The 16,157-nt window shown below is 65.4% G+C and carries 7 protein-coding genes; all 7 read right to left on the bottom strand.

The features are described from left to right. Nucleotides 1-228: 228 nt before the first annotated feature. The 7 genes from ACCQ03_RS15615 to ACCQ03_RS15585 all read right to left on the bottom strand — a co-directional run bounded on the left by ACCQ03_RS15615 (nt 229) and on the right by ACCQ03_RS15585 (nt 15,995). Complete coding sequence (locus ACCQ03_RS15615) at nt 229-2,580, bottom strand: GH92 family glycosyl hydrolase (protein ID WP_209225517.1); 2,352 nt, start codon at nt 2,578-2,580, stop codon at nt 229-231. Between the two features lie 110 nt (nt 2,581-2,690). Continuing rightward, the gene (locus ACCQ03_RS15610) at nt 2,691-4,154 is read right to left on the bottom strand and encodes a glycoside hydrolase family 125 protein (protein WP_209225628.1); all 1,464 of its coding nucleotides are present in this window, start codon (nt 4,152-4,154) and stop codon (nt 2,691-2,693) included. A 563-nt stretch (nt 4,155-4,717) separates the two neighbouring features. After that, nucleotides 4,718-7,378: a glycoside hydrolase family 3 C-terminal domain-containing protein gene (locus tag ACCQ03_RS15605; RefSeq protein WP_150146718.1), complete on the bottom strand. Its 2,661-nt coding sequence runs from the start codon at nt 7,376-7,378 to the stop codon at nt 4,718-4,720. A gap of 440 nt (nt 7,379-7,818) precedes the next feature. Further along, nucleotides 7,819-10,509 (bottom strand): beta-mannosidase, encoded by a 2,691-nt coding sequence (locus ACCQ03_RS15600; protein ID WP_209225515.1) that lies wholly within the window; start codon nt 10,507-10,509, stop codon nt 7,819-7,821. 21 nt (nt 10,510-10,530) lie between these two features. Beyond that, on the bottom strand, nt 10,531-12,981 hold the full coding sequence (locus tag ACCQ03_RS15595) for a family 20 glycosylhydrolase (protein WP_209225513.1): 2,451 nt from the start codon (nt 12,979-12,981) through the stop codon (nt 10,531-10,533). 257 nt (nt 12,982-13,238) lie between these two features. After that, complete coding sequence (locus ACCQ03_RS15590; protein ID WP_017155577.1) at nt 13,239-14,306, bottom strand: glycosyl hydrolase family 18 protein; 1,068 nt, start codon at nt 14,304-14,306, stop codon at nt 13,239-13,241. A gap of 3 nt (nt 14,307-14,309) precedes the next feature. After that, complete coding sequence (locus ACCQ03_RS15585; protein ID WP_209225510.1) at nt 14,310-15,995, bottom strand: alpha-L-fucosidase; 1,686 nt, start codon at nt 15,993-15,995, stop codon at nt 14,310-14,312. Nucleotides 15,996-16,157: the final 162 nt, after the last annotated feature.

Here is a 16,157-nt window from a genome sequence, read left to right as displayed (position 1 = left end):
TTTGGGTGTTGCCCTCATCCGCCCTTCGGGCACCTTCTCCCGCTTGCGGGAGAAGGGAGAGCAATCCCCGCTTGCGGGAGAAGGAGTAGCAATCCCCGCTTGCGGAAAAGAGAAAGCAAGTTCCACTGGCAAATGAAAAGCGATCCCTGTTTGCGTGAGCGGGGAAGGGCGTTCTCCATTTGGGTTGCAAGAACCGAACGCGCCGCTCGCGCAGGCGACGGACCGGCATTACGCGAACGACGGTGGCAGATCCTCCTTGTCTGCGCCGAAGGCCGGGTTCGGCTTGGGCCCCATCGCAAATTCCAGCGTGCCACCGGCAGCCAGCTCGGTGTGGCGGAGCCAGGCACGGGTGAGCGATTTGCCGTTGAAGGTGAGCGACTGCACATAGACGTTCTGCGCGCTGTTGTCCTTGGCCACGATGTGCAGCGTGCGGCCGTTGCCCACCTCCAGCGTGGCGCGCTTGAACAAGGGGCTGCCCACGATGTAGTTGCCGCTGACCGGGTCCACCGCATACAGCCCCAGTGCGCTGAGCACGAACCACGCACTCATCTGCCCGCAGTCTTCGTTGCCGGACAGGCCGTTGCGCGCGTCGTGATACTGCTCGCGCAGCAACCGGCGCACCATCGCCTGGGTCTTGTACGGCTGGCCGGCATAGGCGAACAGATACGCCACATGGTGGCTGGGCTCGTTGCCATGCGCGTACTGGCCGACCATGCCGTCGATATCCGGCGGTGCATCGGCGGGCAGTTCGGAGCTGGTGGAAAACAGCTCGTCCAGCTTGGCGACGAAACCCGCGCGGCCACCGTACAAGTCCATGTACCCGTACAGATCGTGCTGGTTGAGGAAGGTGGCCTGCCAGGCGTTGGATTCGGTGAAATCGCGCCATTTGGCGATGTGGCCCATGCCGCGCGGGTCGAACGGTGTGGCCCAGCTGCCGTCGGCAAGCCGCGCCTGCACGAAGCCGCTATCGCGATTGAACACGTTGCGGTAATTGCGCGAGCGTTCGCGCAATGCGCGTGCATCGTCGCTGGCGCCGGCGGCCTGCGCCAGGTGTGCGCAGGCCCAGTCGTCGTAGGCATATTCGAGCGTGCGGCTGACCGCTTCGTCCACTTTGTCGGCGGGGATGTAACCGAGCTTGCGGTACTCGCCCATGCCGTGGGTGGTATCGTCCATTGCACGTTTGCGGTACGCCGGCCACGCGGCCTTGTAGTCGATCCCGGTGAAGCCCTTGGCATGCGCCTCGGCCAGCACCACGGCCGAGTGATAGCCGATCATGCAGCCGGTCTCCACGCCTTGCAGCGGCCAGATGCCCACGCCGTCCGGGCATTCGTTGGCGCCGCGCACCAGGCATTGCACCAGGTCGGGCACGCGCTCGGGCTGTACCAGCGTGAGCAGTGGATGCGCGGCGCGGTAGGTGTCCCACAACGAGTAGGTGCTGTAGTTGTTGTAGCCCTTCGGCGCAGTGTGGATCTGCAGGTCCATGCCGCGGTAGCGGCCATCCACGTCGGAGAACAGCGTGGGTGCCAGCAGGCTGTGATACAGGCCGGTGTAGAAGATGCGCCGTTGCGCGTCGTCATCGCTGTCGATGCGCACGCGGGCCAGTTCCTTTTCCCAGGCGGCCACCGCTTGCGCATGCACGCGCGCGAAGTCGAAGTCCGGCAATTCGGCGTCCAGGTTGGCCAGTGCATTGTCGGCGCTGACGGCCGAGATGCCGACCTTGATCAGCAGCGGGGCGTCGGCAGCGTCGGGGTAATGCAACACGGCCTTGAGGTGCGTGCCGTCGATGCTGCGCGTGCCGGCGGCCAGTGCTTGGTCCTCGTTGTACAACTGCACGTGCTTGAAGGGGCGCGAGAGGCGCATGGCGAAATAGATGTAGCGGCCCTTGGCCCATTGGTACACGCGGCGCCCACCGGTAAGCGTGCGTTCGTCGACCACGCGTAGCTGCGCATCGCTGACGCGGGTGGGAATGCCTGGCTTGTCCTGCATGCCGTGGCACAGGTCCAGCAACACATGCGCGGGTTTGCCCTTGGGGAAGTGATAGCGGTGCAGGCCAGCCCGCGCGGTGGCGGTAAGTTCGGCATGCACGCCGCTGTCCTTGAGCCGCACGCGGTAGTAACCCGGCGATGCGGCTTCATCGGCATGGTCGTAGCGCGAGCGGTAGCCGGCGTCCGGGTTGTCGAGCGGGCCGGGCACCAGTTTGACCTCGCCGGTGGCGGGCACCAGCAGGAAATCCAGCATGTCGCCGATGCCGGTGCCTGAGAGATGCGTGTGCGAGAAGCCCATGATCGAGCCGTCGGACTCGTGGTATCCCGAGCACGAATCCCACACGGCGTTGTAGGTGTCGGGGCTGAGCTGCACCATGCCGAACGGCAACGTGGCGCCGGGGAAGGTGTGGCCATGGCCGCCGGTGCCGATGAACACATCCACATGCCGGGTGAGGTCGGCGCGGGCACGCGCATCGGCCGGTAGCGCGTAATTGCCGGCACGCGCGCGGGCCAGGCCGGGCAGGCCGGGCAGGCCGACGCTGCCGAACAGGGCTGCGGCGATGGCGCCTTGGAGAAAACCGCGTCGTGTTGTCATGTGTGTTTGCTCTCGTAAATCATGGGCCGGTGCGGGAGCGCCCTCATCCGCCCTTCGGGCACTTTCGCCCGCGTGCGGGAGAAGGGCTGAGAACAGGCGCTGCGCATGGATCAGGCGCTACGCAGCAGCTGGGGTTTGCGTTGATGCAGGTCGATGATCAGTTCGCCGAACAAGGTGTTGGCCCAGGCGAACCAGTCGCGGGTGAAGGTGTTCGGGTTGTCCTTGTGAAAAGCCTCGTGCATGAAGCCGGTGCCGGCATGCGTGGTTTTCAACCATTGCAGGCATTGGCGCAGTTGCGCGTCGTCGTCGCTGACCAGCGCGTATTGAATGATCGACATCGGCCAGATCGTGCCCATGCCGCTGTGCGGGCTGCCGACGCCTTCGGCGGCGGTGCCGCGCGAGAAATACGGGTTGCGCTCGCTCCAGGCCAGCTGGCGCGTGCGCAGGAACACCGGGTCGGCGCGATCACAGCAGCCCAGGTAGGCCAGGCTGAGCAGGCCGGGCGCGTTGGCGTCGTCGATGAACAGCTGGTTGCCGAAGCCGTCTACTTCGAACGCCCAGTACGCCTGCCCGTCGGCATCGCGTTGCTGGCCGAACTGGCGGGTGGCGGTTTCCACTTCGCCGGCCAGCGCGGTGCACTCGGCGGCGAAGGCAGCGTCGCGATGCAAGGCGGTGCTCATCGTGGCCAGCTGCCGCAGCGAGGTCACCGCAAACAGGTTGGCCGGCACGAACAACGGAAACACGCAGGCATCGTCGGAGGGGCGGAACATCGAGTGGATCATGCCGTTGGGCTTGGTCGGCTGGCCGTAGCCTTCCAGCACCAGGGTTTCGGTGGCCAGTGGCGAGGGGCGCTGAAACACGTACGGGCCGCGGTTGTCCTTGCGCTGCTGCTCGCGGAAGGTCTTGACCACCACATGCATCGCCGCGCGCCAGTCGTCGTCGAACGGTGCGGCATCGCCGGTGGCGCGCCAGTATTCGTGCGCAATGCGGATGGGGTAGCACAGCGAATCGATTTCCCACTTGCGCTCGCCCACGCCGGGCTTCATGTCGGTGATGTCGTTGAGCGACCACTTCAGGCGCTGGGTCTGGCCATCGGGCAGGAACGCGTTGGCGTACGGGTCGAGCGTGATGCATGCGGCCTGGCGCTGGATCAGGCCATGGAACATGCGCCGCAACGCCGGGTCGTGCTTGGCCAGCGGCACGTACGGGTGCACCTGCGCGGAGGAATCGCGCAGCCACATCGCGTGGATGTCGCCGGTGATGACGAAGGTGTCCGGCTTGCCGTTGCGAGTGCCGGTTTCCACCGTGGTATCTAGGGTGTTTGGGTAGCAGTTCTCGAACAGCCAGGCCAGTTCGGGGTCGGCGATGCGCGCCTTGACCTGCGCGATTTGCTGCTCGACTGCCTTGCTGACAAAGCGGCGCTGCGCTTTGGGTGGACGCTTGCTGACAAAGCGGCCGGTTGTGCTAGACGTGCCGGCAGCGGGCGCGGCCGCAAGCGCGGGCAGGGCACCGGCGAGCAGGCCGGCACCGGCACTGGCGCCCAGCAGCTGAAGGATGTCGCGGCGGGTGTGCATGACCTGGAACTCCTTGGATTTCGACAGCGGGCCTGCACGCCAGTGCCGCTCCAGCGCCGCGCTACCTGCCGGCGAAGGATGAGACCTATGCATGACCAATTCCCGATGACCATACAACGTGTGCGCCGAACGTGCATAGTGCGGTCGCACAATTCTCCGCCGTATGCGTGGGAGTGCGCTGCGCGTTGAGCCTCGGTGCCGGCGGCGCGAAAGACCGCTAGCGCCAGCCTGCCGCCGCCGGGTATGCGAGGCTCGCTCGGACCCTCGCCCCCCAGCTTGTTGGCTAAAAGGACAGGCGGTGGATGGCGCTAAGCCGGTGCCACGCTGGCGCCGTCAATGGCAACACCAGCAGCACCTGCACCGGCACCGGCACACCGCACGCCCCTTGCATTGCGCTGGCCCCGCGGCAGTGACCAGCGGGCGCCGTTTCGAATTCCAGACAGTTGCGAGCGGGTGCTCAGATCAACGTGTGGCCACGCACCGGCGTGGCCTTCATCACGCGTCGACGCAACAGGCGCCGGCCCAGACAGCCGGCGCCTTTGTGCGTCACGCAATCAGGGACATTACTTGGGCAACGGCGAACGTCCCTGGATCGAAAACGACGCCGCATTGCCAACGGCGCCGGTGCCCGGCTGCCCACCGCCGACGAACAACGTGTAGCTGCCGGCTTCCACCGCGCGCTGTCCGCTGCGGTCCACGTCGCTCAAGGCGCGCGCATCCAGCTCGAAGCTCAGCGTGCGTTGCTCGCCCGCCGCAAGATGCACGCGCTGAAAACCGACCAGGCTGCGCAACGGCGACTGCGGGCGGTCCGGATATTGCAGATACACCTGCGCCACTTCGTCGCCAGCACGTACACCGGTGTTGCGCACGGTCGTGGTCACCTGCAACGTGTTGCCGGCTTGCAGCGTGGTGGTGGATAGCTGCGGCGCGTCGTAGGCAAAGCGGGTGTAGCTCAGGCCATAGCCGAACGGAAACAGCGGCTCGCCCTTGAAGTAGCGATAGGTGCGGCCCTTCATGTCGTAACTGACGTAGGCCGGCAGGTCCTTGGTGGAGCGGTAGAAGGTCACCGGCAGGCGGCCGCCGGGATTGTCGTCGCCGGCCAGCATGCGCGCGATCGCGGTGCCGCCGGACTGGCCCGGGTACCACGCGGCCACGATCGCATCGGCATGCGTCTTGGCCCAGTTCAAGGCCACCGCGCTGCCGCTCATCAGTACCACCACCAGCGGTTTGCCCGAGGCCTTTGCCCGTTCGAGCAACGCTTGCTGCGTGGCGGGCAGGGCGATGTCGTTGCGGTCGCCGCCGTCGAAGCCGGGGACATCGATCCGCAACTCTTCGCCTTCCACATCCGGCGACAGGCCAACGAAGGCGACCACCGCGTCTGCCTGTGCCACGGCCTGCTCGGCCTCGGCCAGTTGCGCGGCGGCAGGAGCCAGCCATTCCAGGCGCACGCCCTGATCCTGGCCGCGGTGCTCCATTTCCAGGCGAATCTTGCGTGGGCGGGTGTCGTCGAAATGCAGCACGGTTTCCACGCTGCGGCCGTCGGCGTTGTGCATGCCGGCCGGCACGTGCTTGTCTTCGGCGTTGCCGGCAACCACCAGCTTGTCGTCGATATACAGGCGGACGGGGTCGTGTCCGCTGCAATCGAAGCAACGCGCCACGCGCACTGCCAGGGTGTAATCGCCAGCGCTGGGCGGCAGCAGTTCGCCGCTCCAGCGCACCGCATACCGGTCAGCCGGCACTCCCTTCGCCGGGGCGACCTGATCCCAGTTGAAGCTCACCGTGCGGTCCTGCCGCACCACGCGTGCAGCACCGCGCATGTCGAGGTTGTCGAAATATTCGCCACGCAGCCCCGGCTTGTCATCGCTGCGCAGTGCGGTCTCCGGGATCATGCCGGGCACGCCGGCAGCCAGCGGTGCGCCTTGTGCGTAGCTCACCTGCTGCGCGCCAAAGCGCTGACGCAGGCCCAGCAATGGCGTTACCGGCGCAGACGAGGTGCCCTGGTAATTGGCCTCCAATGCAGCCAGTGCGTCGGCATTCGGGCCGATCACCGCCACACGTGTGCCGGCTTTGAGCGGCAAGGTGTCGGCATCGTTCTTCAGCAGCACGATCGACTCGGCGGCCGCCTGCAAGGCCAGCGCACGATGCGCTGCGTTGTCCACGTCCTTCGCGCCGAGCCGCGCGTACGGATCCTTGCGCGGAGCCTCCAGCTCGCCCAGGCGGTAGCGCGCGGCAAACAGGCGCACCAACGATTGGTCGAGCAAGGCTTCGTCCACTTCGCCGCGCGCGATCGCCGTGCCGAGTTCGCGATAGGCATGCCCGCAATTGAGATCATGCCCAGCCTTCAGTGCGGCGGCCGACGAGCCGGCGTTGTCCGGGCGGAAGTAATGGAACTGGGTCATGTCGTCCACGGCATCGCAGTCGGACACCACAAAGCCCTTGAAGCCCCAGTCGCCGCGCACGCGGCCGTTGAGCAGCCAGTCCGCTGCGCAGACCGGGGTGCCGTGCAACGAGTTGTAGGCGCACATCACCGAGCCGGCCTGGCCTTCGACCAGCGCGGCGCGAAACGCAGGCGTATAGGTCGCTTCCACATCGTGCGGCGACACATCCACATCGAAGCCATGCCGTCCCGGCTCGGGGCCGCTGTGCACCGCGATGTGCTTGGGCGTGGCGATCGTGCGTGGATGGTCGAGATCCTCGCCCTGCAGGCCGCGGATGAAGCCCACCGCCATTTGCCCAGTGAGAAACGGATCTTCGCCGTAGGTTTCCATGCCACGGCCCCAGCGCGGGTCGCGGAAGATGTTGATGTTGGGCGACCAGATGGTCAGGCCGGCGTAGCGTTTATGGTCCTTGCCCGGACCACCGGCCTGGTTGAACTTGGCGCGCGCTTCGGTGGAAACCACCGTGCCCACCTGTTGCATCAGGCGGGTATTCCAGCTCGCCGCCAGGCCGATCGACTGCGGAAACACCGTGGCGTAACCGTTGCGCGCGATGCCGTGCAGACCTTCGCTCCACCACTCGTAGGCGGGGATGCCCAGGCGCGGAATCGCCGGTGCATCGTTCATGGCCTGCGCCACTTTTTCTTCGCGGCTCATTTGCGCGACCAGGGCGGCGGCGCGCTGTTCGGGCGATCCGCCCCGTTCGGCAGGGGCGGCAAGGGCGAGGCAGGGCAGTGTCAGGCCAAGGCCCACTGCCATGGCAAGGCGCGATACAAACACGGACGACATGGATTCACTCCTGGGCAGCGGCCAAGGCCGCTGGGCATTGTTCTGGTAGTGCCGCAATGGCTGCGGCGAGGTGAAGGGTGAGGCGCGGCGGTGGCATGCGTGCCGTGGGTGACGGCTGGTGCTGGTCTTGCGGTGGGCCCTCATCCGCCCCTGCGGGGCACCTTCTCCCGCCAGCGGGAGAAGGGCATTCATGCGCGAAGGAAGATGTGCATCGCAAGAGATCGAGTCTCTCATCGCAAGAAATCAAGTCCTTCATTGCTAGAAACCAAGTCATTCATTTCAAGAAATCCAGTCTCTCATTTCGAGAAATCCAGTCTCTCATTGCAGGAAATCCAGTCCTTCAATTGCGAGAAATCCAGTCTCTCATTGCAGGAAATCCAATCCTTCTCCCGCGTTGCGGGAGAAGGTGCCCGAAGGGCGGATGAGGGCCGCCCTGCTTCTTATTTCGCAGCCGCTGCCTCCTGCGGCTTGGCCGGTGCGCCAGCCAGGGTCGAGGCCAGATCGCGCACCTGCAGCGCCGCCTGCACCTGCGCGAGCGGAAACTTGCTGGAGACATGCACGGTCAGCGGCTCGCCCGGCAGCAGGTCGAAGGCATTGTCCGACAGCGTGGCATCCACATCGCCGAACGACAGCCAGACCTCGCGCGCCAGCGTGTTGCTGGTCAGTGTGAGTGCGTAGCCATCACCATCGGCACGCCACTGGCCGTCGATCTTCGCGGCCGGCAAGGCAAGCTGCTTGGCCGGCGCGAAGAACACCACCTCACGCGAGAGCAGCCTGTCGCCGTCCAACAGCTCGAACACTGCATAGGTGCGCTTGGGATCGGCGCTGCCCAGCAATTGCTTGTCGGTGAAGTTGCCCACCTTCAGGCTGCTCAGCGGTTTGACCGTGGCTTTTTCTTCGCGCTTGCTCAGCACCTTGCCATCCATGCCCATCACCCGCATGCGCCAGCGTGCTGCCAGCGGGGTGGTGCGGTCGGACACCAGCGACACCTCGGTCTGGCCCTTGTCGTTGCGCAACGCGGCAATCATGTCCGGCGCGTAGAATCGGCGTGCGTGGTAATGCAGCGCCTTCCAGCGGCCGTAGTAATCCACGCTGGACCACGACGCGCCCGGCCACACATCGTTGAGCTGCCAGTACAGCGAACCCATCGACTGCGGACGCGAGGCGCGCAGATGCGAGGCGGCGATGTTGATGCCTTCGGCCTGCATCAGCTGGCTCAGGTAGACGAAGCTTTCGAAATCCTTGGGCTCGCCGAATTCGCGGCGGATGTATAGCATCAGCCGCTTGTTGCCGTTGCCCTTGTCGAACTTCTGATGCACGCGCATCACCGGCGATTCCGGATCCATGTCGCCAGGCTCGGCAAACGCACGCACGGTGCGCATGTCGGGGAACGACTGCAGGCCGTATTCGGACATGAAGCGCGGGGTGACGTTGAGGTACTCGGTGACCGGCAGGGCAGGGCCGCCCCACACCTTCCAGTAATGCATGTCGCCATCGTTGGTCTGGTCGGCCGCGCCATCGAAATCGGTGCCCGGCGAGGTAGCCCAGTACGGCACATCGCTATCGTAGGTGGCCACCACTTCGCGGAACACGGTGCCGAACAGGGTGGTCATGCCGCGTTCGATGCGGGCGCGTTCTTCCGGGTCCACCGACTGCTTGAACTTAACCCGGTCGCCCCAGTTTTCCCAGCCGGTCTGCACCTCGTTGTTGCCGCACCACAACACGATGCTGGGGTGGTCGCGCAGCCGCTTGACCTGTTCGATCGCCTCCTGCCGGGTGTTCTCGCGGAACTCCACGTCGTACGGCGGTACCGCGCCGCCGAACATGAAGTCCTGCCAGATCATGATGCCCAGTTCGTCGGCGACGTCGTAAAAATAGTCGTCCTGGTAATGCCCGCCGCCCCACATGCGCAGCATGTTCATGTTGGCATCGCGCGCATCCTGCAAGGTGCTGCGCATGCGCTCGTGCGTGACACGTGCCGGGAAGGCATCCAGCGGAATCAGGTTGGCCCCCTTGGCGAAGATCGGGATGCCGTTGATCACGATCTCCATGCTCTTGCCGAACTGGTCTTTTTCGCGGCGCAGCTCCACCGAACGCAGGCCGGTGACGCGCTTGATCTGCTGGCTGTCGCCATCGGCATCGCGCACGTTGGCCACAAAGGTGTAGCGGTCCTGCGCGCCGTAACCGGCCGGAAACCAGCGCTTGGGATGGGCGATGCGCACCGCCAGGTCGATGCGGTTCCGGCCGGGATCGACCACCGCGTCCTGGGTGAACTGGCCGACTTTCTGCCCATCCGGGCCCAGTACATCCAGCGTCACCTGCACCGGCCCGCTGCGGCCGGCCTGCAGGTCCAGCTGCGCCTGCAATTGCGCGCTATCGGCATCCACGCGTTGCTGGGCAATATGCAGCCCATCCACACGCACGGCGTCCCACGCTTCCACGCGCACATCCTTCCAGATGCCGGCGTTGACCATGCGCGGGCCCCAATCCCAACCGAAGTTGTACGGCGCCTTGCGCACATAGGTCGAGCTGTGGCGTGCTTCGGGCTCGTCGCCGAACGCCGAATCGTAGGCGCCCGGCAGCGCATACGGCTGCTTGGCCAGCCACGGCTGGATCTTCTTGATCGGCGAATACAGCTTGACCTCGAGCACGTTATCGCCGCGCTTGAGCAGGGATTTCGCATCCACGCGCCACTGCCGGAACATGTTGTCGGCGCTGAGCAGCTTCTTGCCATTGAGGGTGACCTCGGCAAACGTGTCCAGGCCGTCGAACACCAGCTCGACATGTTCGCGCTTAAGCGTGGCTGCATCGACGTTGAAGCGGGTCTGGTACTGCCAATCGCTCAGGCCGGCCCACTGGATCTTGCCTTCGTTGTCGCGATAGAACGGGTCGGGCACGATCTTGGCGGCGATCAGGTCGGTCTGCACCGCACCGGGCACCTGCGCCGGTAGCCACGCCGCTGCCTTCGGATACGTCTTGCCCTGCTCCTGACCCGGCACCAGCCGCACCTGCCAGCCGCTGTCCAGCGTCACTGCCGAAGGCGGCGCTGCCCAGGCCTGCGAGAGGGCCAAGGCCAGGGCAAGCCCGAGACGGGCGGGCGCGGGAACAAAACGATGACGGGACAGGGGCATGCGTGACTCTCCTAGGGTGGCTCAGCGCGTGGCGGCGGGGGGCGCCTGCGCAGTGGTTTCAATCAATTGGACGGCGCCGATGGCATACAGGGGGCCACGGATCGGCGCGGTGAAGCGCAGGCACAGATCGTGGATGCCGGTGCGTGCAGGCAGTGCGGTTTCCAGGGTGAATTGTTCGCCCAGGGTGTCGCTGCGCGGCAGCTGCACGCTGGCGATCAGCTCGCCGTCGCAGCCCAGGCGCACTTCCAGCTCACCGCCGCGGGTCTTGGCCGGGTATTGCACGACCTTGGATTGCTCGTGCGCCAGGCCGAAGTTGTTGGGCAGGCGTGCGGCGTCGATGCGGATGGCGCCGATACCGTCCAGCCGTGCCTGCGGATACAGGCGGCAGGCATGGAACAGGTCGACGTTGTACACCGGCGTGTCGGCGCCGGTCATCTCCGGCAACAGCGGCAGGCGCAAGCCGAGCGCGCTGGTGTCGACGCAGTGCTGCAATCCCTGCGTATCCACCCGCAACAAGCTCGCGCGATCGAAGGTACGGCTGCGCGTGGCCGCCAGCGGCGTGCCGCCCGCATCGAACGTGGTGGCCTTGACCGTGGTCGGCAATTGAATCGCGAACGGCGCGCTGTAGCGCGGCGATGCCGGCGTGGGCTCGCTGCCGTCGATGGTGTAGTGCAGCATGCCCGCGCCGGCTTGCGTGCTCAGCGCCACCTTGGCCGGCCCGCCGGCGAGCACCGGATTAGATCCGCCTTCCAACGCGATATCGGCTGCGAAGGCGCCGTCGCTATAGTCGATGCCCAGCGCCTTGTAGCGCTGCAGCTGCGCTGGCATGCGCGCCAGAAAGCTGTCCCAGTTGCGCGCTGCCGGCGGCGACCAGGTCACTTCCGCTACCGCAGCCAGCCGCGGAAACAGGGCGTGATCCACATGCCAGCGCGAGGGGATGTATTCGGACCACAGCGCGCCTTGTGCGCCCAGTACATGCCTGGCCTGTTCGGCGCCGAGCTCGGCCGGCACCGGGTCGAATGCGTAGACCTTGGACAGCGGCAATACGGTCAGGCGACCGTTCGGTTCATCGCTGCGCGTGGTTTGCAGGTTGTCCAGATAGAGCCAGTCGCCCGGCGCCAGCACCACATCGTGGCCCTGCTTTGCTGCGGTCACTGCACCTTCGATGCCGCGCCACGACATCACCGACGCACTGGCCGGCACGCCGCCTTCCAGAATTTCATCCCAGCCGATCATGCGCCGGCCGTGCTGGGTGAGGTAGGCCGCCAGCTGTTCGTTGAACCAGCCTTGCATCGCATGCGCGTCCTTGACCCCGAGCTTGCGCATCTGCGCGCGCACCGCCGGCGAGGCCTCCCATTGATCCTTCACCGCCTCATCGCCACCGATGTGGATGTAGGTCGACGGGAACAACGTCAGCACTTCGTCCAGCACGTTGGTGATGAAGGTCAGGCTGCGTTCGCTGGTGTTGAACAGGTAGGGGTTGACGCCCCAGTCCACGCCCACCTGCGTGCGTGCGCCGGGTACGCCCACTTCCTCGGGATAGGCAGCAACGGCCGCCTGCGCATGGCCGGGCATGTCCAGTTCGGGCAGCACGGTGATATGCAGGCGCGCCGCATAGGCGACGATCTCGCTGATCTGTTCCTGTGTGTAGAAGCCGCCATAACGCTGCGGCGTGCCGTGCTGGCCGGCGCCGGGCGGTGTACGCCATGCGCCCACCTCGGTGAGCTTGGGATAGCGCTTGATCTCGATGCGCCAGCCTTGGTCATCGGTGAGATGCCAATGCAGCACGTTGAGCTTGTGCAGGGCCATCGTATCGAGCACATGCTTGACCGTGTCCACATCATGGAAATGCCGGGCCACATCCAGATGCTGGCCGCGCCAGCTGAAACGCGGCCAGTCGCGGATCGCCACCGCCGGCACCTGGACCTCGCCCTTGCGTGCATCCGGTGTCATCAATTGCCAGGCGCTGATTGCGCCATACAACAAGCCGGCACCATCGCGCGCGGTGATACGCATGCCCTTGGCATCTGCCTCCAGGCTGTAGCCTTCCTTGTGCACCACCGGAGCCTGCGCGCTGCGCTCCAGGCGGATACTGCCCGGCGATGCGCTGGTTTCGGCGCGCACTTCCAAGCGCAGCCCACGCGTGCGTTGCAGCAGGTCGGCCAGATGTTCGGCACTGCGCCGTGCATCGGCGTCGCCGGGCACGATCGAGATCACCGTGCCGGCGCCCACCGTGAAGCTGCCGCTACCGCGTTTGACCTCGACTGCTGCGGGAATCAGTGGCAACGGAGTACCCGCCGTGCTTGCGGTTTCCGCGGCAGGGGTGCCCGCCGTGGCAGCGGCCGGCGAGGTGCCTGGCGCACGTTGCCCGCAGCCGGCCAGCGACATCGCTGCGAACGCAAGCGCAAGCAGGCGCGAGGAGAACGGCGCGACGGCTGTCAGGCGAGCAATGGGTGCGGAGTTCGACATCATGCAATCACATCCCGGTATGGCGGCGGTACACGGCAGCCACGCACAGTAGCAAAGCCGTGTCGGAAGACGCAGTGACTGGCGCACGCTTCGTCCCGTTGCGCAGCGGGGGCGCTGCGTGATCATGCGATCACGTCAGTGGGAGCGGTCGCTGCGAAACGGGCGCGGGCAACGCTGGAACCGGACTGCAACCACGCAGTCCAATTCCTTGCACCAACCGCGCCCGCCTGATCACTATGCCGTCGTCGCGTCGGCTGCGCTTAGCGCTGCGCAGTCGGCAGCTCGTCCCACACCTTCGGGTCTTCGGCGCCCAGCACCCAGCAGCTGAAGCCTTCCAGGCCGTATTGCTTGGTCAGCTCGTAACGTGCCTTGAAGCTACGTGCGTCCGGGCGGAATACCCACTCGCGCATGTCGTCGCGATAGAAGTAGAACCACGATTCCTGCTCGACCGGATCCCACTGCACGGTGGCGTTCTGTTCCTGCGCCAGTGGGAACGACTCGTCCGCATCGATATACGTTGCGGAAATATTCGATGCCTCGGTACCGTCTTCCTTCACCGGGTTGCCGGTGTACCAGCGGTAGCCGTAGGTGGCGATACCCAGCGACAGCTTGTCTTTCGGTACCTGGGTGATGGCGTAATCCAGGTGCTTCTTCATCCACACCATGCCATCGACCGGGCCCGGCGTGGTCCAGCGCGTGTGCTGGTCGTAGGTCATCAGGCTGACCAGATCCACCGCCTGGCCCAGCGCCTTGAGGTCGTACGCGCCGCGCCAGTATTCCCACATCCACTTGGAGAACTGGCCGCCTTCGGCATAACCCGGTGCATTCGGCACCACGGCGACCGACATCTTGAACCCGGCCTTGTGCAGCGCATCTGCGGTCTGCTTGACCATCAGCGTGTAGGCGTCGCGGTCGGTCCAGGCGATGTTTTCGAAATCGAACTGGAAGCCGTAGTACTTGTGCTGCTTGCCGTGGATGAGCAGCGATTCGATCATGCGCTTCTTGGCGGCTTCGTCATGCATCAGCTTGTGGAAGCCTTCGCGACCGGTGGTCATCGACAGGATCGGCATCACCCGCAACTTGTGCTGCTTGGCGATGTCGTACAGATACATGTTGGGGGTGCCGTTGACCAGGCCGTTCTGGTCCACGCCATACCAGGTGGGCACCACCACATCGATCTTGTCGACGTTGGCGATGAACGAGTTGGTCGATTTCTGCGTGTTCATCAGATAGAACAACGCCGTGGGGTTTTTGGCCAAGGCCGGGGCGCAGGCAAATGCCAGCGCGAGCAACATCCAGGTCAATCGCTTGCTCATGAAAGACAACATCCGTCAGGGAGTGGGGGAAGAAAGGTCGATGCGGAACACATAGGCGCTCTCGCCAACCGGCTTGACCGGCAGGCGCAGATGCAGGCCGTCGGCGCGTTGTTCGAACGGGATCTTCTTGCCGTTTGCCAGCAAGGTCACAGCGCGCACGCCGTCGGCGGCCTTGAGCGAGCGGATCACCGCCTCGCCATTGCTCGGCCAGCCGAGTTCGATCGCATACAGCGCGCCGTCGCGCGTGGTGAAGCGGAAATCTTCGGAGGTGTACGGCTTGGTCTTGATGTCCTGGAAGGTGCCGCCCACCACTTCCGTGGGGCCTTCGCCATACACGCGCCACGGCTTGCTGTCGTAGATCGCGGCGCCGTTGGTCTTGAGCCACTTGCCGATCGCCAGCAGGATGCCGCGCTCGGTGTCCGGGATCGAGCCATCGGCGCGCGGGCCGATGTTGAGCATCAGGTTGCCGTTCTTGGCCACCACGTCGGCCAGCATGTGGATGATGAAGGTGGGCGACTTATAGGTGTCGTTCTCGATGTAGCCCCACGAGGCATTGCTGACCGAGGTGTCGGTCTGCCAATGCGTGGGGTGGATGCCGGTGAGCTGGCCGCGCTCGATATCCAGCGTGCCAGCGCCTTCCGGGAAGGCGCCGAGCTTGTAGTTCACCACCACGCCGCGGTCGGCCTCGGTACGCGCTGCGCCCTGGTTGTAGTAATACGCCAACATCGTCGGCAGGCTGCGGCGGAAGGTGGGGTGGGCAATCCACCAATCGAAATAGATCAGGTCCGGTTGATAGGTGTCGATCAACTCGGTAGTGCGCGCCAGCCAATCGTCCAGCCAGGCCTGCGAGACCGGCGTCCAGTCGTTGGCCACATCGGCATCGTCCTTGCCCGGCAAGCGCACCTGCGCCGGACCGTACAGCGCGGCGTAACGCGGATCGTTGACGTCCGAATCGAACTTGCGCCCGCCATCGAAGAACCAGTTGTGTTCGGCGCGGTGCGATGACAGCCCGAAATGCAGCCCCTGCGCGCGAATGGCCTTGGACAGCTCGCCCAGCAGGTCGCGCTTGGGCCCCATCTTCATCGCGGTCCAGTCGGACAACTTCGAGTCGTACAGCGCAAAACCATCGTGGTGTTCGGCGACCGGCACCACATAGCGCGCACCGGATTGCCGAAACAGCTTGGCCCAGCCAGTCGAGTCGAACTTGGGCGCGGTGAACTTGGGAATCAGGTCCTTGTAGCCGCTGCTGGCCTGCGGCACGTAGGTGGCCACATGATGGGCGAATTCCTTGGAGCCTTGCAGATACATGTTGCGCGAATACCACTCGCTACCGAACGCCGGCACCGAGAACACGCCCCAGTGGATGAAGATGCCGAACTTGGCGTTGTCGTACCACGCCGGCGATTGATACGCCTTCAGTGCCGCCCAGTCGGGACGGAACGGGCCCCTGCGCGCGCCGGCTTCGGCTTCGCGCACCAGGCGCTCGCGTTCGGGCGCATAGGCAGCGGTGGCATCGAGCCACTGCTGGTCGATCGCTTCGGGGCTGAGCGTGGTGGCGGTGGGGGCGGTCGGCGATTGCGCCGCGTTGACGTGCAGCGTGGGCAGCGCGAGCAAGAGAGCGAACGCGAGCATTCGGCTCCTGGGTGCAGCTCCGGCGTGGCGGCGGGATGGAGCCGCCAACTGGCGGCTATCGGTCGTCATGGGAACTGCACTCCTGTAAGCGAAACGCGTCGGTCATGCTGCGGCCGCGCGTGGATGGCGAAAGCGGGCCTGGCCATGCCCCCTCGGCAGCGAAGGGGCGTGGCCAGTACCACTCCTTGATGCGACATCGACCTGCCGCTGCGGACAGCGACAGGTCCAAAA

It is taken from the genome of Xanthomonas sp. NCPPB 3569 (assembly GCF_041475645.2).
Lineage (GTDB): Bacteria > Pseudomonadota > Gammaproteobacteria > Xanthomonadales > Xanthomonadaceae > Xanthomonas > Xanthomonas phaseoli.
The sequence above is the reverse complement of the archived record's forward strand: the minus strand, read 5'-3'. Positions and strand labels throughout refer to the sequence as shown.